The 16,597-nt window shown below is 68.1% G+C and carries 21 protein-coding genes; 10 read left to right on the forward strand and 11 right to left on the reverse strand.

The window, feature by feature from the left end:
• Window positions 1-5 precede the first annotated feature (5 nt).
• Window positions 6-1,142, reverse strand: coding sequence for a DUF3152 domain-containing protein (locus JWS13_RS09350; RefSeq protein ID WP_206005375.1), 1,137 nt, complete (start codon window positions 1,140-1,142; stop codon window positions 6-8).
• 224 nt (window positions 1,143-1,366) lie between these two features.
• Here JWS13_RS09350 and JWS13_RS09355 point away from each other — a divergent pair, with 224 nt between their 5' ends.
• Window positions 1,367-2,038, forward strand: coding sequence for an HTH-type transcriptional activator FasR (locus JWS13_RS09355; protein ID WP_015890120.1), 672 nt, complete (start codon window positions 1,367-1,369; stop codon window positions 2,036-2,038).
• An 85-nt stretch (window positions 2,039-2,123) separates the two neighbouring features.
• On the opposite strand, the gene JWS13_RS09360 is transcribed toward JWS13_RS09355, so the two are convergent.
• Together JWS13_RS09360 and JWS13_RS09365 are read right to left on the reverse strand one after the other, a co-directional pair.
• Entirely contained in the window at window positions 2,124-2,354 is a 231-nt protein-coding gene (locus JWS13_RS09360) for a DUF3107 domain-containing protein (RefSeq protein ID WP_015890119.1), read from the reverse strand.
• Window positions 2,355-2,500: 146 nt separating this feature from the next.
• Window positions 2,501-3,181 (reverse strand): ferritin-like fold-containing protein, encoded by a 681-nt coding sequence (locus tag JWS13_RS09365; protein ID WP_124390358.1) that lies wholly within the window; start codon window positions 3,179-3,181, stop codon window positions 2,501-2,503.
• A 322-nt stretch (window positions 3,182-3,503) separates the two neighbouring features.
• Between JWS13_RS09365 and JWS13_RS09370 the strand changes: the two genes are divergently transcribed.
• Both JWS13_RS09370 and JWS13_RS09375 read left to right on the forward strand, forming a co-directional pair.
• Window positions 3,504-5,108, forward strand: coding sequence for a DEAD/DEAH box helicase (locus tag JWS13_RS09370; RefSeq protein ID WP_124390359.1), 1,605 nt, complete (start codon window positions 3,504-3,506; stop codon window positions 5,106-5,108).
• A gap of 9 nt (window positions 5,109-5,117) precedes the next feature.
• On the forward strand, window positions 5,118-6,332 hold the full coding sequence (locus JWS13_RS09375; RefSeq protein WP_206005376.1) for an Rv3212 family protein: 1,215 nt from the start codon (window positions 5,118-5,120) through the stop codon (window positions 6,330-6,332).
• A 9-nt stretch (window positions 6,333-6,341) separates the two neighbouring features.
• Here the strand turns inward: JWS13_RS09375 and JWS13_RS09380 are convergent, their stop codons facing one another.
• Both JWS13_RS09380 and JWS13_RS09385 read right to left on the reverse strand, forming a co-directional pair.
• Window positions 6,342-6,716 carry a VOC family protein gene (locus tag JWS13_RS09380; protein ID WP_206011554.1) on the reverse strand — a complete coding sequence of 125 codons (375 nt, stop codon included), beginning with the start codon at window positions 6,714-6,716 and terminating at the stop codon, window positions 6,342-6,344.
• Between the two features lie 95 nt (window positions 6,717-6,811).
• Entirely contained in the window at window positions 6,812-7,798 is a 987-nt protein-coding gene (locus tag JWS13_RS09385; protein WP_206005377.1) for a GlxA family transcriptional regulator, read from the reverse strand.
• 100 nt (window positions 7,799-7,898) lie between these two features.
• Here JWS13_RS09385 and JWS13_RS09390 point away from each other — a divergent pair, with 100 nt between their 5' ends.
• Window positions 7,899-8,720, forward strand: a complete 822-nt coding sequence (locus JWS13_RS09390; protein ID WP_206005378.1) for an NAD(P)H-dependent oxidoreductase — start codon at window positions 7,899-7,901, stop codon at window positions 8,718-8,720.
• Between the two features lie 18 nt (window positions 8,721-8,738).
• Window positions 8,739-9,569, forward strand: coding sequence for an SDR family oxidoreductase (locus JWS13_RS09395; protein ID WP_206005379.1), 831 nt, complete (start codon window positions 8,739-8,741; stop codon window positions 9,567-9,569).
• Here the strand turns inward: JWS13_RS09395 and JWS13_RS09400 are convergent.
• Window positions 9,541-10,338, reverse strand: coding sequence for a ParA family protein (locus JWS13_RS09400; protein ID WP_124390364.1), 798 nt, complete (start codon window positions 10,336-10,338; stop codon window positions 9,541-9,543). The two genes, JWS13_RS09395 and JWS13_RS09400, sit on opposite strands and share 29 nt — an antisense overlap.
• Window positions 10,339-10,407: 69 nt before the next feature.
• Between JWS13_RS09400 and JWS13_RS09405 the strand changes: the two genes are divergently transcribed.
• Together JWS13_RS09405 and JWS13_RS09410 are read left to right on the forward strand one after the other, a co-directional pair.
• Window positions 10,408-11,019: an acid phosphatase gene (locus tag JWS13_RS09405; protein ID WP_160097588.1), complete on the forward strand. Its 612-nt coding sequence runs from the start codon at window positions 10,408-10,410 to the stop codon at window positions 11,017-11,019.
• Window positions 11,016-11,495, forward strand: coding sequence for a GNAT family N-acetyltransferase (locus JWS13_RS09410; protein ID WP_206005380.1), 480 nt, complete (start codon window positions 11,016-11,018; stop codon window positions 11,493-11,495). The genes JWS13_RS09405 and JWS13_RS09410 overlap by 4 nt, the downstream gene beginning before the upstream one ends.
• 42 nt (window positions 11,496-11,537) lie before the next feature.
• Here the strand turns inward: JWS13_RS09410 and JWS13_RS09415 are convergent, their stop codons facing one another.
• On the reverse strand, window positions 11,538-11,975 hold the full coding sequence (locus JWS13_RS09415) for a hypothetical protein (RefSeq protein WP_124390367.1): 438 nt from the start codon (window positions 11,973-11,975) through the stop codon (window positions 11,538-11,540).
• A gap of 76 nt (window positions 11,976-12,051) precedes the next feature.
• On the opposite strand from JWS13_RS09415, the gene JWS13_RS09420 reads away from it, so the two are divergent.
• Both JWS13_RS09420 and JWS13_RS09425 read left to right on the forward strand, forming a co-directional pair.
• Window positions 12,052-13,008 carry a diacylglycerol/lipid kinase family protein gene (locus tag JWS13_RS09420; protein WP_124390368.1) on the forward strand — a complete coding sequence of 319 codons (957 nt, stop codon included), beginning with the start codon at window positions 12,052-12,054 and terminating at the stop codon, window positions 13,006-13,008.
• Between the two features lie 239 nt (window positions 13,009-13,247).
• Window positions 13,248-13,502 (forward strand): WhiB family transcriptional regulator, encoded by a 255-nt coding sequence (locus JWS13_RS09425; RefSeq protein WP_073359278.1) that lies wholly within the window; start codon window positions 13,248-13,250, stop codon window positions 13,500-13,502.
• 60 nt (window positions 13,503-13,562) lie between these two features.
• Here the strand turns inward: JWS13_RS09425 and JWS13_RS09430 are convergent, their stop codons facing one another.
• The gene (locus JWS13_RS09430) at window positions 13,563-15,065 is read right to left on the reverse strand and encodes a sensor histidine kinase (RefSeq protein WP_206005381.1); all 1,503 of its coding nucleotides are present in this window, start codon (window positions 15,063-15,065) and stop codon (window positions 13,563-13,565) included.
• 20 nt (window positions 15,066-15,085) lie between these two features.
• Window positions 15,086-15,301: a biotin/lipoyl-binding carrier protein gene (locus JWS13_RS09435; RefSeq protein ID WP_005240095.1), complete on the reverse strand. Its 216-nt coding sequence runs from the start codon at window positions 15,299-15,301 to the stop codon at window positions 15,086-15,088.
• A 94-nt stretch (window positions 15,302-15,395) separates the two neighbouring features.
• On the opposite strand from JWS13_RS09435, the gene JWS13_RS46425 reads away from it, so the two are divergent.
• Window positions 15,396-15,470 carry a 50S ribosomal protein bL37 gene (locus tag JWS13_RS46425; RefSeq protein ID WP_022597109.1) on the forward strand — a complete coding sequence of 25 codons (75 nt, stop codon included), beginning with the start codon at window positions 15,396-15,398 and terminating at the stop codon, window positions 15,468-15,470.
• A 70-nt stretch (window positions 15,471-15,540) separates the two neighbouring features.
• Here the strand turns inward: JWS13_RS46425 and rsrA are convergent, their stop codons facing one another.
• Window positions 15,541-15,822, reverse strand: coding sequence for a mycothiol system anti-sigma-R factor (rsrA, locus tag JWS13_RS09440; protein WP_072937642.1), 282 nt, complete (start codon window positions 15,820-15,822; stop codon window positions 15,541-15,543).
• Window positions 15,819-16,553, reverse strand: a complete 735-nt coding sequence (locus tag JWS13_RS09445; protein WP_124390409.1) for a sigma-70 family RNA polymerase sigma factor — start codon at window positions 16,551-16,553, stop codon at window positions 15,819-15,821. Before JWS13_RS09445 ends, rsrA begins: the two co-directional genes overlap by 4 nt.
• Between the last annotated feature and the right edge of the window lie 44 nt (window positions 16,554-16,597).

A 16,597-nucleotide genomic window follows, 5' to 3' on the forward strand; every position in this document is an offset into this window, starting at 1 on the left:
CAGACTCATGCCCGCGGGAAGGGCCAGGGATTGAAATGGCAGGTCAGCCCGTTCATCGGCACGACACCCTCGGGGTCGAGCTGCGCGATGTCGTTGTTGGCCGTCCCGAACGTCTGCTGCATCATCACCGGCGCGAGGCCGCCCTCGGTCTCGCACGGCTGATGGTCCTGGTAGCCGATGGCGTGCCCGACCTCGTGGTTGATCTGGTACTGCCGGTACGACCCGATGTCGCCCTGGAACGCGATGGCGCCGCGCACCCAGCGCGGCTCGTTGAGGACGACACGGTCGATGCCCGGGTTGTAACAGGACACCTCCAACTGGATGTCGTAGCCACACGCCTCGCGAATGGTCATCTGCGACGTCAGCGACACCCGGAAGTCGGGATCCCCCTGGTCGACGCGCCGGAACGCGAAACGTGGGTCCTTCGTCCAGCTCTTCGGATTCGACAACGTCTGGTCGACCATCCGGCCGAACGACTCGTCGCCGCCGAATCCGGACGTGTCGACGCCGTCCTCGATCTCGACGCTGTACGTGAATTCGCGTTCGGTCCCCTGCCCGACCTTCACTCCGTTGCCGGGAACCACGTGCCAGGTGCCGGCGCCCACCGCCGTGAACGGACCGCCCTCGGGCAACGCGCCCGAGGGAAGTTCGGCGGCGAAGTTTCCGTCGGCCTCCGGCGGGACCCCGATGACGCTGGAACCGTCGGTGTCGCGAGACAGGGTGCCGAATCCGGGGGAATCGGTCTCCGCTGTCGTCTCGCCGCCGCCGGTGTCCCGGACCGCGTCGAACACGACGAGCACGGTGACCACCAGCAGGATCGGGATCGCGTACGCCCGCCAGCCGTAGGTGGAGACGAACCGGCCGATCCGGCTCTGCTTCCGGGCCTGCCGTTCGGGGCGCGGGTTGCGGGGACGGCCGACGTCGCGGCTGGTCGGGTCCCATTGCGCGCGGAGCGGCTGATGCGACTGCGCCTCCGGTGCCGACTGCGAGGCGCGGGGACCGACGTCACGTTGGTCGATGCTTCGCGGTCGTCGCTCCCCGTCCTCGGAACTCTGGGGAGCCCGGCCGCGAACACGCGGTCCTCCTCGGTCAGTCACGCAGCCCAGAATCTCACAGTCCGGCACCGCCTCGTCCCAGTGCACCGTCCGCAGGTCATTCGGCGTGTCACGTGGATGCGACCCGCAACGTCGCGGCTACCCGGATCACCAGGTGCCCCGAACCCCTGCGGTACCCCAGTTACCGGACAGGCAATATCCTTGACCGGGCGAGTCCTGCGAGTCCACCATGAACGGTTCACTACGCGCGGGTATCGTTCACACAGTTACACAGAATGTGACGCGGAATACTTGTGCAGATTGGAAGCGCTATGACTGAACTCGCGGATCGGACGAACTCCGATCGCGATGCCAACACCGGAAAGGGCACCGGGGCCCGTCGCAGCACGCGACTCCCCCGCGACGCCCGGCGACTGCAGCTACTCGCCGCAGCCAGCGAGGTCTTCGTCACACGCGGATACCACGCTGCCGGTATGGACGAGATCGCCGAGTGCGCCGGTGTGAGCAAGCCCGTCCTCTACCAGCACTTCCCCGGCAAGCTCGAGCTGTACGTGGCCGTGCTGCAGAGCTACGTCGACAGCCTGATCTCGGGTGTCCGGCAGGCGCTGCGCTCGACCACCGACAACAAGCAGCGTGTCCGTGCCGCGGTGCAGGCGTTCTTCGACTTCGTCGACAACGACTCGCAGGGCTTCCGGCTCGTGTTCGAGTCCGACCTCATGGGTGAGCCGCAGGTGCAGAGCCGCGTCGAGCAGGCCACCGAGGCGTGCGTCGACGCCGTGTTCGACCTCGTCAGCCACGACTCCGGTCTCGACCCCTACCGGGCCCGCATCCTCGCCGTCGGCCTCGTCGGCGCCAGCCAGTTCACCGCGCGGTACTGGCTCGAGGCGGCGCGCCCGATCCCGAAGGAAGAAGCGGTCGACACGACGGTCACGCTCGCGTGGGGCGGTCTGTCCCGCGTGCCGCTGCATCCCGAACAGCGCTGACATCCCACGAGAAAGGGCCCGACAGTCGATTCGACTGCGGGCCCTTTCTCGTGTGTTCACGTGGTCGGAGCGACTCCGACTGCGTTCACTTCGTCGGTGCGAACCCGACCTTGCGGATATCGGACGGGCCGATCTCCACGTAGGCGATCTTGCTGGACTGGATGAGGTACTTACGCCCCTTGTCGTCTTCCAGAGACAAGATCCCGTCGCCACCGGTGAGGGCGCCCGAGACCAATGTCTCGACCTCGTCCGGGGTCTGCTCGCTGCTGACGATGAGCTCACGCGGGCTGTCGATTACACCGATCTTGACCTCCACGGTCAACCTCCGAACTCTCCGAGAAACATCAGCTGTCCTGGCCAGGCTAATGCAGTGGCCGCCGCCGGTGCGCGTCTGTGGGCTGTGCCCTGAGCGAACACGCCCGACGGCGGTGCCGTCTAGACCAGCCCCGACGGCGGTGCCGTCTAGACGAGCCCCAGCACGGCCATGCGTTCGGCGTGCATCTCCTGCATGCGGTCGAACAGTGCGACGACGCCGTTGAGGTCGCCGGACGCGGAGATGACGAGTTCGGTCAGCGCCTCCCGCTGCGCCAGGACGAACTGCGCCTGGGTGATGGCCTCGCCGAGCAGTCGCCTGCCCCACAGCATGAGGCGGTCCTTGTCGCGGTTGCTGGCCTTGATCGCCTGCTGCACCTCGTGGACGACGAACTCGGAGTGGCCGGTCTGCGAGAGCACCTCCTCGATGGTCCGCGAGACCTCGGCGGGCATCGAGTGGCCGATCTCGCGGTAGAAGTCCGCCGCGATCCCGTCACCGACATACGCCTTCACCAGTGCCTCGAGCCACGTCGAGGGGGTGGTGGACGCGTGGTAGTTGTCGAGGGCGCGGACGAACGGATCCATCGCCTCGAAGATGTCGAAGCCGAGTGCGGTCAGCGCCTTCTCGAGCATCTCGAAGTGGCCCATCTCGGCGGCCGCCATGCTTGCGAGCGCCACTTTGCCCTGCAGGGTCCGCGCCATCTGCGCGTCTTCGGACAGCCGGTAGAACGCGGAGATCTCGCCGTACGCGAGGACCGCGAAGAGTTCACTGACACCGGGGTGATCAGCGGGAATCGTGGAATCAGTGGATGCAGGGGTGTTGGGCTCCATGGCGCCACAGCCTAGTGCGTCGGGCAGTGATGTTTGCCATGCGTAACCAGTTGTGGAGCGTTCTCCGGCTACAATGATCGTGGGCAACCGCTCGTCACCACGTTCGTCTCCATGGAGAACGCGGTTCGAGTGATGATCTATCACGATCCGATCGGCGGTTCCCACCGATAATGTGCGCGCACCTGATCGACGGTCCCAGCCGCGCCTCGCCGAAATCTTCGATTTCAGCGCTGAGGCAGAGGCAGGATCGACTCGGAAGAGGACATCGACGAGCGTCGACTGGGAAATCGGGCCGACCAGCGGCCTGGCCCTTACCTCGTGCGTGCGTGCAGCTACGAGGAAGGCCAGACCCCTGAGCAAGATCACTGTCGACCATGAAGACGACGCCACCGAGACCACACTGTCGGCGCAACTCGACTCCACGCACGTCGCCCCCACTTTCGCCGAACTCGGAGTTCGCGACGAGATCGTCCGCGCTCTCGACGAGATCGGCATCGAGCGGACGTTCGCCATCCAGGAGCTGACGCTCCCCCTCGCCCTCGCCGGCGACGACCTGATCGGTCAGGCCCGCACGGGCATGGGCAAGACGTTCGGTTTCGGCGTCCCGCTGCTCCACCGCATCTCCACCGGCACCACCGGGACGGCCGCACTCGACGGCACTCCCCGCGCGCTGGTCATCGTCCCCACCCGCGAGCTGTGCATCCAGGTCACCAAGGACCTCGAGGGTGCCGCGAAGTACCTGAAGGGCGAGAAGAACAAGCCGCTCGAGGTCCTCGCCATCTACGGTGGCCGCCCGTACGAGACCCAGATCGCGACGCTCCAGAAGGGCGCCGACGTCGTCGTGGGCACCCCCGGCCGTCTGCTCGATCTCGCCAACCAGGGTCATCTGATCCTCGGCAAGGTGGAGGTGCTCGTTCTCGACGAGGCCGACGAGATGCTCGACCTCGGCTTCCTGCCCGACATCGAGCGCATTCTGAACATGGTGCCGGACAAGCGCCAGACGATGCTGTTCTCGGCGACCATGCCGGGACCGATCATCACGCTCGCCCGCACGTTCCTCACCCAGCCGACGCACATCCGCGCCGAGCAGGCCGACGACTCGGCGGTCCACGACCGCACGAGCCAGCACATCTACCGGGCGCACGCGCTCGACAAGGCGGAGATGGTGGCCCGCGTGCTGCAGGCCGACGGCCGCGGCGCGACGATGATCTTCACCCGCACCAAGCGGACCGCGCAGAAGGTGTCGGACGAACTCGCCGAGCGCGGTTTCGCCGTCGGTTCCGTGCACGGCGACCTCAACCAGGTTGCCCGCGAGAAGGCTCTCAAGGCGTTCCGGTCGGGCAAGATCGACGTGCTCGTCGCGACGGACGTCGCGGCCCGCGGTATCGACATCGACGACGTCACCCACGTCATCAACTACCAGTGCCCGGAGGACGAGAAGACGTACGTCCACCGGATCGGCCGCACCGGCCGCGCGGGCCGCACCGGCATCGCCGTGACGCTCGTGGACTGGGACGACATCCCCCGCTGGCAGCTCATCGACAAGGCTCTCGGCCTCGGTATCCCGGATCCGGTCGAGACGTACTCGAGCTCCCCGCACCTGTACGAGGAACTGTCGATCCCGGCCGAGGCGACCGGCACGATCAAGCGCCCCCGGGTCGAGAAGGCCGCGCCCGCGCAGAGCGAGAACACCGATACCGAGCAGGGTGAGAAGGCCGAGCGCACGGAGCGTCCGGCACGCACCCGCACCCGTCGCCGCACGCGTGGTGGCCGTCCCGCGGATTCCGTGGGCCCCAAGTCGCCGGAGCCGACGGCACCCGAATCCGCAGCGCCGAGCACGGACGCCGACGGCGAGGGTTCCAAGCCCCGCCGGCGCCGGCGCCGCCGAACCACGAAGGTCGGCGCCGCCGCGACGAACGCGGAGTAACCAACCACCGTGCTCGCACCTGAGCGGCGCTCGCGCGCCGATCTCGTCGTCGCTGCCGGAATCGCCGTCGCGGTCGTGGTCGCCCTCACCGTGGTGTGGTTCCGCAGCGATGCCCGGGGCACCACCTCGGTCACCGCCGCCGAGCCGCCGCCCGCGCTCGTCACGGCCCTGACGGTCCCGGAGACACTGAGCCCGATCTGGGACTCCGCCAGTTCCGCCACCACCGCGCCTCTCGTCGTCGGCGGTGCCGTCGTCACCGCCGAGGGCGGCGACGTCGTGGGCCGGGACCGGATGTCGGGTACCGAACTGTGGCGGTACGAGCGTGACCTCGACCTGTGTGGTGTGACGGCGTCGTGGGAGAAGGTCGTGGCCGTCTACCGCGACGACCGCGGATGCTCCCAGGTCACCGAACTCGACGGCGGCACCGGTGAGCGTTTGGCGCAGCGGAACAGCGACGCCGATCCCGCGGTGACGCTGACGGCCGACGGAACCTATGTGGCGTCGCTCGGCGACCGCCGTCTGGAACTGTGGCGCTCCGACCTCGTGCGCACCGTCGAGTACGGGCGGGTGGACGCACCGGTGAACCCCAAGAAGCAGCCCCGCAGCGGATGCACGCTGATCGACGCCGGTTCGAGCAGCAGCAAGCTGTCCGTGCTCGAGCGCTGCCCCGGCGAGGTGGCCGATCGGCTGACAGTCATGAATCCCTCGCCGAAGGACAATCAGGAACCCGAGGAGTACGGGTCCAGCGTCCTGGCGGGTGTCGACGCCGGCGTCGAGGGTGCGCGCATCCTCGGGGTGTCGGGCGAGACCACGGCCGTCTACCTGCCCGCGGGCAGGACGACCGGACCACGGATCGGCTTGTTCGACGGCACCGGCAACGCCGTGTCGGAATACGCGCTCGCCCTGAAGATCGGACCGGATCCGGTCACGTCGGCGAGCAGTTCGATCGTCACCTGGTGGACCGGTTCGGATGTCGTCGCGCTCGGCGCGTCCGATCTCGTTCCCCGCTGGACCTTCCCCGGCGCTCTCGGCCCGGGCGCCGTCATGGCCGGGAACCTGCTGGTTCCGGTGGAATCCGGGATCGCCGTGCTCGATCTGTCGAACGGCGCGTTGCTGCGCACGATCCCGGTCGCGCGGGACACCACGACCGGGCCGATCATCACGACCGTGGCCGGCGACGTCGTGCTCGAACAGCGCGGCGACGGTGTGGCGGCGCTGCGCTGAGGTCGCCGCTCAGGCGGGTTCGGCGAACACCACGAGGTAGCCGTCGGGATCGCGGAGCCAGATCTCGCGATGTCCTGCATTGGGATTGACGTGCACGTCCGTGACCACGTCGGCTGCCGCCTCCCGCACCCGCGCGACGGTGCCGTCGAAGTCGGTCGTCTCGAACCAGATCGCCACCCCGTTTCCCCGCGCAAGCGACGGATCGCCGATGGTGCCGTGGTGGTGGCCCTCGTCGAGTCGGTGCAGTTGCAGGATCATGTGCCCGTCGACGAGGAGTTGCTCGTAGTCCTGTCCACCGTGGCCGCTGCGCGCGTTCAGGACCTTCCGGTACCACTCGCCTGCGCGTTCGACGTCGTCGACGGCGAGGAGCGGCTGAGCCCGCATCGTCAGGGTGTTGTTCCGAGGCGTGTCCGTCATGGTCCCGACGTTAGCGCCGGGCACCGCGCTGCACTTGGACGAATGGGCACGCCGCTCTCCCGTCAGCGGAAGGTAGCGCGGTACGCGGAGGGTGAGACGCCGACGGTGCGCGCGAGGTGTTGCCGCAAGGAGGTCGCGGTGCCGAATCCCGCGGCCCCGGCCACGTCGTCCACCGGCAGGTCGGTGTTCTCCAGCAGTTCACGGGCGCGGGTGATCCGCTGCTCGAGAATCCACTGCGTCGGCGACATCCCCGTCTCGGCGCGGAATCGCCGGGTGAATGTGCGCACGCTCATCGACTCCCCCGCAGCCAGTTCCCGCAGCGACACCGGCTGATCGAGCCGGGCCAGCGCGCGAGCCCGCGCTCCCGACGTCGACGCACCGTCGGCCTCCGGGACCGGCGCCGCGACGAACTGCGCCTGACCGCCGCTGCGATGAGGCGGCACGACCGTTCCGCGCGCCACCTCGTTGGCCACCGACGCGCCGTGGTCGACACGAATCATGTACAGGCACAGATCGATTCCAGATGCGACGCCGGCGGCGGTGAGTACTGGGCCGTCGTGGGTGTAGAGCACGCCGGGGTCCAGGTGCACGTCCGGGTAGAGCCGCCGGAACGCGTCCGCCGACTTCCAGTGCGTCGTGGCACGCCGGTTCTCCAGCAGGCCGGCGGCCGCGAGGACGAACGAACCCGTGCAGATCGAGGCCACCCGGGTGCCCGGCCGGATGTGTGCGAAGGCGTCCGCGAGGTGGCGGGGCAGCCCGCCGTCCGCCGGCGGGTCGTAATCCTGATCGGATGCCGGGACGACGACCGTGTCGGCGGTGCCGAGCAGCGCCGGGCCGTGCTCGACCGACAGCGTTACGTCGGTGTCGGTCCGGACGGGGCCGGGAGCGAGGGCGCACGTGAGGACCTCGTACAGCGGTTCGCCGTCCCGCGATCGCGCTTCGCCGAACAGTCGGTGGACGATTCCGAATTCGATCGGGAGCAGGCCGTCGCGCACGAACACGACCACGCGATGCCGTCGCCCGGCCCGGTCACCTCTCGATTCGGACATGGCCCGATTATTTCACATAGTGTCTCACCGGCCACTGGTGCGGCGACGTACGCGGATCCATGATCGGAAGGGTCGAAGGCGACCGAGCGAAAGGTGAACCATGAAGATCCTGTGGGTATCGGCACATCCCGAACCGAAGTCCCTGAACGCGGCACTGCGCAGCGACGCCCTCGCGGCCCTGCGCGGCGCCGGCCACGAGATCCGGACCTCCGACCTGTACGAGATGCGATGGAACCCCGTCGTGACCGCGGACGACTTCGCGCACGATCCGAGCGGCCGCCTCCTGGTCGGGGCGCGGTCCGGGCGGGCACTGGCCGAGGGCACCCTGGCTCCCGACATCCTCGCCGAGCAGCGCAAACTCGGGTGGGCCGACGCGGTGATCGTGCAGTTCCCGCTGTGGTGGTACGGCATGCCCGCGATCCTCAAGGGCTGGTTCGACCGGGTGTTCGTCGAAGGCTACGGATACGGGATCCGCCGCGAGGACGGTTCCACCCGGCGGTACGGCGAGGGGACCCTGGCCGGCAAGCGGGCGATGACCGTCGTCAGTTTCGGCGGCAGCGCCGACAGCGCGGGCCCACGCGGAATCAACGGCCAGATGGACGAGGTCCTGTTCCCCATCCACCACGGAATCTTCTGGTACACGGGGATGTCCGTGCTGCCGCCCGTCCTGATCGACAGCGCGGACCGGTTGCCCGCCGAGCACTACCCCGGCGTCGCGGCCCGCCTGATCGAGCGCGTGTCCGGCCTGTTCACCGACACGCCGCTGCCCTTCCGCTCACAGAACGGCGGCGACTACGACGACCGGTTCGTGCTCCGCGAGGACCGGGCACCCGGCGTCACGGGTCTGCGCGCCCACTACACCGACGCGGAGTCCGGGACACGCGGATCGGACGCCGAAGTCCCCACCCACTGCGCGGTGTAACGTGTTCTAATTCACGTCATGGCAACCTATGTAATCACCGGCGCGGCCTCGGGCATCGGGGCGGCGAGTCGCCGCACCCTCGAGGCCGGCGGCCACACCGTCATCGGCGTCGACCTCGCACACACCGACGTGACAGCCGACCTGTCGACCCCCGGCGGCCGGGCCGCGGCCGCCGCCGCCGTGACCGAAAGGAGCGGCGGCGTCGTGGACGGCCTCGTCTGCTGCGCCGGACTCGGATCGCTGTCCCACGTCCCCGGCGGCAAGCTGATCGCCGTCAACTATTTCGGGGCCGTGGAACTCGTGATGTCCCTGAAACCCGCGCTCGAACGCGCCGACGGCGCCTCGGTGGTGGTGATCTCGTCGAGCAGCACCACCACCCAGCCCGGCGTTCCCGAAGATCTGGTGACCGCATGCCTGCGCGGCGACGAGGCGGAGGCGGTGCGGATCGGCGACGAGGTGACCGCCATCCCCGCGTACCCGGCATCCAAGCTGGCGCTGGCCTGGTGGATCAGACGGGAAGCGGTGCGGCCCGACTGGATCGGCAACGGAATCCGGCTCAACGCAATCGCGCCGGGCATGATCGACACGCCGATGACCAGCGGGGACGACCTCGACCCCGAACTGGCGAAAGCCCTCGACTTCTATCCGGTGCCGCTCGGCAGACGCGGCCGCCCGGACGAGATCGCCGCACTCGTCGAATTCCTGCTGGGACCGGGGTCGACACTGTTCTGCGGAAGCGTCGTGTTCGCCGACGGAGGCACGGATGCCCAACTACGCCAACAGGATTGGCCCGCCGCGTGGAATCCCACGCCGGAGGAACTTACTCGGCACTTCCAGGCGAAAACGTAGCGAGCTCGGATCCCGCCCAGTGCTTGGCGAGGTTCTCGGCGAGGTCCCGGTACGCCTGGGCACCCTTGTTCTTGCGCCCCGCCAGGACCGTGGCACCCGACGCCGTCGCCTCCGCGAACCGCACCGTCCGCGGGATCGGCGGCGCGAGGACCGGCAGGTTGTAGCGGTCGGACACATCGGACAGCACGTCGCGGCTGTGGGTCGTGCGCGCGTCGTACAGCGTCGGCAGCGCGCCGAGCAGCACCAGGTCGGGGTTGGTGATCTGCTGCACCTCGGTGACCGTCCGCAACAACTGCCCCACACCGCGGTGGGCGAGCGTCTCGCACTGCAGCGGCACCAGCACCGACTGCGCCGCCGTGAGCCCGTTGAGCGTGAGCACACCGAGCGACGGCGGACAGTCGATGATGACCGTGTCGTAGTCGTCCAGCAGCGGCGCCAGAGCGCGTTTGAGCGCGAACTCACGACCGGGACGCATGAGCAGCAACGCTTCCGCGCCCGCGAGGTCGATCGTCGCGGGCAGGAGCGCGACCCCGTCCTCGGTGTCGATCACCGCTTCGCGCGCCCCCAGATCACCCGTCAGCACCTCGTGGACGGAGGCGTCCAGGCGGTCCGGGTTGTGCCCCAGGGAGAAGGTCAGGCACCCCTGCGGGTCGAGATCCACCACCAGAACCTTCTGGCCCAGCCCGACGAGCGCTGCGCCGAGAGAGGCGACCGTGGTGGTCTTCGCGACCCCACCCTTCTGATTTGCCACTGCAAGAACCGTTGTCACGGCTCGATCCTTACCTACTTCGTCGCCGGAGGCGAGCCATACACGCAGATTGACTGACATGATGGATGGATGCCACCCAGTGATTCGCCGCGCGGCCGTCGGATCGTCCTCCTCCGGCACGGCGAAACGGAATGGGCCCGTTGGGGCAAACACACCGGCCGGACCGACGTCCACCTCACCGAACTGGGTGAGTCCCAGGCGCGGCAGGTGGGTCCGGCGATGGACGCCCTCGCCCTGCGCGACCCCCTCGTCATCGTCAGCCCGCGGCAACGCGCCCAGGAGACGGCGCAGCTGGCGGGTTTGAAAATTCAGCGCACCTGGGACGCGCTCGCCGAATGGGACTACGGCATCTACGAAGGCATGACGACGCCCGAGATCAGGCAGCAGGTGCCGGACTGGACCGTGTGGACGCACCCGTGTCCGCGCGGCGAACAGGCCGAGCAGGTGCACACCCGCTGCGACCTCGTCCTGTCCGTCGCGCATTCGCAACTCGTCGACCGCGACGTGATCCTCGTCGGACACGGCCACTTCTCCCGCGCGCTCATCGCCCGCTGGGCGGAGCTCCCCATCAGCGAGGGGCGACGGTTCGCCATGTCACCCGGCGCGTACTCCGTCCTCGGCTTCGAGCACGGGGCGCAACAGGTGGTCAGCCACAACGTGACGACGGAAGGTGCCCGATGATCAGACGCGCTGTACCCGAGGACGTCTCCGCGATCACCGCGATGATCTACGAACTGGCCGAACATCAGCGGGCCCGCGACAAGTGCACCGTCACCGACGACCAGATAGACGACGCCCTGTTCGGTCCGCAGCCGTCCACGTTCGCCCACGTCGCGACGAACGACGACGACCGGGTCGTCGGGATCGCGGTGTGGTTCCGGAACTTCTCCACATGGGACGGAACGCACGGGATCTACCTCGAGGACCTGTTCGTCAGCCCATCCGAACGCGGGTCCGGTCACGGCAAGGCCCTGCTCGCCACACTCGCGAAGGAGTGCGTCGACAACGGCTACACGCGGCTGTCGTGGTCGGTGGTCAACTGGAACAAGCCGTCGATCGCGTTCTACGAGTCCCTCGACGCGCACCCGCAGGACGAGTGGACCACGTACCGGCTCACCGGCGATCCGCTCGGCCGCCTCGCGTCCGAGGTGGATTAGCGCTCCGCGCGCGCGGTGAGTTAGCGCTCCGCGCCCGGTGAGTCAGCGCTCCGACGGGTTGTCGGCGTCGGCTTCCTCGCCGTACTCGGCCGCCATCCATTTCGATGTCGGGCTGCTGAACAGGCACCCGAGGGCTCCCACTACGACGACGCCGAGCAGCACGCCGAAAAACGGCTGGTGCGAATCGGTGAGCAGCGACCACGCTACGGGAAGCAGCAGCAGTTGGGCGACGATCGCGATCGCCCGCCCCCAGCGCCTGCCGAAGATCAGGGCGAGCCCGGCAGCGAGCACGGCGCCACCGAGAATGGCGAACCAGGCCGCGGTGCCGTATCCGCTGCTGACGCTCTGGTCGTGCCCGAGCAGCCCCCGGACGACCAGCACCACGGCGACACCGACCGCCACCGCGCCCTCGAGCGACACCAGGGCGCCCGCCGCGCGGACCGTGGTGGGCGTGGACTTGCTGAGAGACGGCTTCGGCACGTCGGCCAGCCTAGAACACCCAGCCGCCGGCGGCCTCGGACGGTGACACGTGCCGCCCCGGCTAGGCTTGGGCCCCGTGCGCGCGCTGCTGATCGTCAACCCCAATGCCACATCGACGACCCCGGCCGGGCGGGACCTGCTCGCGCACGCGCTGTCGAGCCGGGTGCGGTTGACGGTCGCGCACACGACGCACCGTGGGCACGCCGCCGAACTGGCGCAGCAGGCCTGCGTCGACGGAATGGGCCTGATCATCGTCCACGGCGGCGACGGCACCGTGAACGAGGTGGTCAACGGGCTCCTCGGCACCCCGGACCCGAAGTCGATGAGCGCGGTGACGGTGGGGCCGATACCCCCGATCGCCGTCGTCCCCGGCGGGTCTGCGAACGTGTTCGCCCGCTCGCTCGGCATCGCGCCCGACCCCGTGGACGCCACCAACCAGCTCATCGATCTCCTCTCCAACAGGCAGCGGCGCAGGATCGGGCTCGCCCACTGCGACCACCGCTGGTTCACGTTCAACGCGGGCGTCGGCTGGGACGCCCAGGTGTGTGAGGCGGTCGACATGCACCGCAAGAACGGGCGCCCCGCCACACCGGCGCAATACGTCCGCGCGGCGGTGCGCGTGTTCTTCCGGTCGAAGTACGCGGAGCCGACCCTCACCGTCGAGGTTCCCGACCGCGATCCCGTCGAGGGCGTTCATTACGCCTTCGTGTCGAACGCGAGTCCCTGGACGTATCTGAACAAGCGGGAAGTCCACACCAATCCCGACACCACTTACGACACCGGCCTCGGTGTGTTCGCGATGCGGTCCACCGCGATCCTCACCACCCTGCGGGTGGCCCGCCAACTGCTGTCCCCCGGCACCCGCCCGAAGGCGAAGAAACTCGTCCGGGTCGACGACGTGCCGTGCGTGCGGATCTCCGCGTCGGAGCCGATCGGACTGCAGATGGACGGCGACTACATCGGACTTCGGAACGTGGTGGAGTTCGTGTCGGTGCCCGACGCGCTGGATGTCGTCGCGCCGCCGCGACCCTGAACAATTCTCGAGAATCCCCGTTTTCACCTAGCGGGAAGCACCGGCGCAGGGTAAAAAGGACGGCGCGCCTCGAAGGGCAGCCTAACTACGTGAGCTCCCCCACGGTGCGGCGGTTTTCTATTGACATCCCGCCAGTTCGTGAAAGCATTCACAAGCAACAGTGCGGAAACATTCTCTACGCACACATGAACTCATGAAGACGAAACGGTGCACGACGCACCCAGTTAAGGAGCAGAAGGATGGACTGGCGCCACAAGGCAATCTGTCGCGACGAAGACCCCGAGTTGTTCTTCCCTGTGGGCAACAGCGGTCCGGCTCTCGCGCAGATTGCTGATGCCAAGGTTGTCTGCAACCGCTGCCCGGTGACCGCCGACTGCCTCTCGTGGGCACTCGAGTCGGGCCAGGACGCCGGTGTGTGGGGCGGCATGAGCGAAGACGAGCGTCGCGCACTCAAGCGCCGCAACGCTCGGACGCGTGCCCGCACCACCGTCTGATACTTGAGAAGGAGACGGGCCCGGCACCACATGGTGCCGGGCCTTTTGCTTGCCCGCCGGTCAGTACCGCGGTCCACGACGGCCCAGCGGTACGCGTAACACGGCATCCGTTCCACCCTCCGCGCCCGGGTGCAGCCCCAGCGAACCGTTCAGCTCGGCGGCCACCAGGGTCCGGACGATCTGCAGGCCGAGCCGGTCGGACCGCTCGAGGCTGAAACCGGGCGGCAATCCTCTGCCGTTGTCGTGGATCACGACGTCCAGCCAGCGCGCCGACCGCTCCGCCCGCATAGTGACCGTGCCGGCCGCGCCCGGTTCGAAGGCGTGCTCGATCGCGTTCTGCACTAGTTCGGTCAGCACCATCACCAGCGGTGTGGCCCGCTCCGCGGAGAACACCCCGAAGCTGCCCTCCCGGCGGACCTTGATCGGCGTGCTCACCGTCGCCACGTCGGACAGGATCGGCACGAGCCGGTCGACGACCTCGTCGAGGTCCACCTCCTCGTCCACCGACATCGACAGCGTGTCGTGCACGAGGGCGATCGACGTGACACGCCGCACCGATTCGCTGAGCGCCTGACGGGCCTCCTCGTTGTTGGTGCGGCGGGCCTGCAGCCGCAGCAGCGCCGCCACGGTCTGCAGATTGTTCTTCACCCGGTGGTGGATCTCGCGGATCGTCGCATCCTTGCTGAGCAGGGCGCGATCCCGCCTCTTCACCTCCGTGACGTCCCGCACGACGACGGCGGCGCCGACCCGCTTCCCGCCGGGCTTGAGAACCAGGGCCCGCAGCAGGACGGTCGCTCCCCTGGCCTCGATCTCCATCCGGCGGCCCGGCTTGTCGGCGATCGTGTCGCGGATGTACCCGGCGACCTCCTGCGACTCGAACGGATCCGTCACGAGTGATCGCGTGGTGGCGGCGAGGTTCTGGCCGATCAGGTCCGAGCTCAGGCCCATCCGGTGGTACGCCGACAGCGCGTTGGGACTGGCGTAGACGACGCTGCCGTCGGTGTCCAGGCGGATGAAGCCGTCGCCGGCGCGGGGGCTCGAGTTGGTGTCCGAGCGGGCCTCACGGATCGGGAACGTGCCGTCGCTGATCATCTGGCACAGGTCCTCGGCGCAGTCGAGATACGCGACCTCGAGCGGACTCTGCGCCCGCTGGTGCGACAGGTTGGTGTCCCGGCTCAGGACGGCGATCACCTCGCCGTTCCACCGGACGGGGACCGCTTCGCCGCGGGGCGGCAGACCCGCGTGCCCGCCGCCGTCCTCGGGGCGCACGACATTGCCCTCGAGCAGCGCCTGCAGCACCTGCGGGTGTTCCGACTCCGACACGACGGTCCCGACGACGTCCTCCGGGAACGCGGTCGACGCGGTGGTGGGCCTGCAGTGCGCGACGCAGATCACGGTGCCGGCCGGGTTGGTGGCCGCGGAGTCCGCGCCGACCCACAGCAGAACGTCCGCGAAGGAGAGGTCGGCGAGCAACTGCCATTCGCCGACGACGCGCTGGAGGTGGTCGACGGCCTCGCCGGGCAGGTCGGTGTGTTCGGCGAGCAGATCGCTCAGGGTCGACATCGTGGGGTGTGTCAGTCAGCTCAGGAGATGACTGCGATCAGGTCACCCTGCTGGATCACGTCGCCGACCTTGACGTCCACCGAGGTGACCGTGCCGGGCTCTTCGGCGATGACGGGGATCTCCATCTTCATCGACTCGAGGATGACGAGGGTGTCGCCTTCCTTCACCTCGTCACCCGCGCTCACCACAACCTGATACACCGTCGAAACCATTTCGGCGCGCACGTCTTCTGCCATTGTGATCCTTCACTCCCGGGTGTCGAGAAAGCCCTGTTGCAAGGACACCCAACCACACGTGGAAGACTGTGGTGAAAAGAAGGGAGATCTACTCATGGGTAAGCGTGGTCGTAAGAAGCGCAGCCGCAAGGGCAACGCCGCAAACCACGGCAAGCGTCCCAACGCCTGACGCGCCGTAGAACGCACCAGGGGCCGGAAAGCAGCGATGCTTTCCGGCCCCTGATTGCTGTTCTGACGGGTTACGACTCGGGTTCGGTATTCGTGATGAGGATCGTCCGCCGCAACTCGATGGAGAGCCTCTGACGCAGGCTCTCCGGTGCGTGCTCACCGCCGCACTTGCGGTTCACAAGGCTCTTGACCTTCTCCTCGATCCCGTACGCCTCGAGACACGACCCGCACTCGTCGAGGTGCCGCTGCAGCCGCGCCCGCGAGGCCTCGTCGCATTCGCTGTCCAGCATCAGCCAGACGTCCGCGATGACGGCGGAGCAGTCGAGCTGCTCGAATTCGTCCTGCTCGCTCACCGAGAAACCTCCTGCTCCGCACTCACTACACTGTCGCCGGCCACGTCGGTGCCGCCACGGTTGAAGCCTCGTTCGCGTGCGACGTCGGCGAGCAGACCCCGGAGCTGCTTGCGCCCGCGGTGCAGTCGCGACATCACGGTCCCGATCGGGGTGCCCATGATCTCGGCGATCTCCTTGTAGGGGAAGCCCTCGACATCGGCGTAGTAGACGGCCATCCGGAATTCCTCCGGCAACGCCTGAAGGGCTTCCTTGATGTCGTCGTCGGGAAGCGCGTCCAGTGCCTCGACCTCGGCGGACCGCAGCCCGGTCGACGAATGCTCCGCCGTCGCCGCCAGCTGCCAGTCGGTGATCTCGTCGGTCGGGTACTGCGCGGGCTGGCGCTGCTTCTTGCGGTACGAGTTGATGTACGTGTTCGTGAGAATCCGGTACAGCCACGCCTTGAGGTTGGTGCCCTCACGGAACGAACGGAACGCCGTGTAGGCCTTCACGTACGTTTCCTGCACGAGGTCCTCGGCGTCCGCCGGGTTCCGGGTCATCCTCAGAGCAGCGCCGTACAGCTGATCCAGAAGTGGGAGCGCATCCCTTTCGAAACGCGCGATCAACTCGTCCTGTGGCTCGGCCTTCTCTGCCGTCGGACGGTCATGTTCCTGCACGCTGATCCCTTCGGTCGCCGTGGGCGTCAACGTTACCGCCAACTGCAGACGCGACGTGGGCTCGATTACCGAGGACATCACGATACGGACCACTCCCTTCGATGTACGGGTCTTCTGCAGGT

It is taken from the genome of Rhodococcus pseudokoreensis, from assembly GCF_017068395.1.
Taxonomy (GTDB): domain Bacteria; phylum Actinomycetota; class Actinomycetes; order Mycobacteriales; family Mycobacteriaceae; genus Rhodococcus_F; species Rhodococcus_F pseudokoreensis.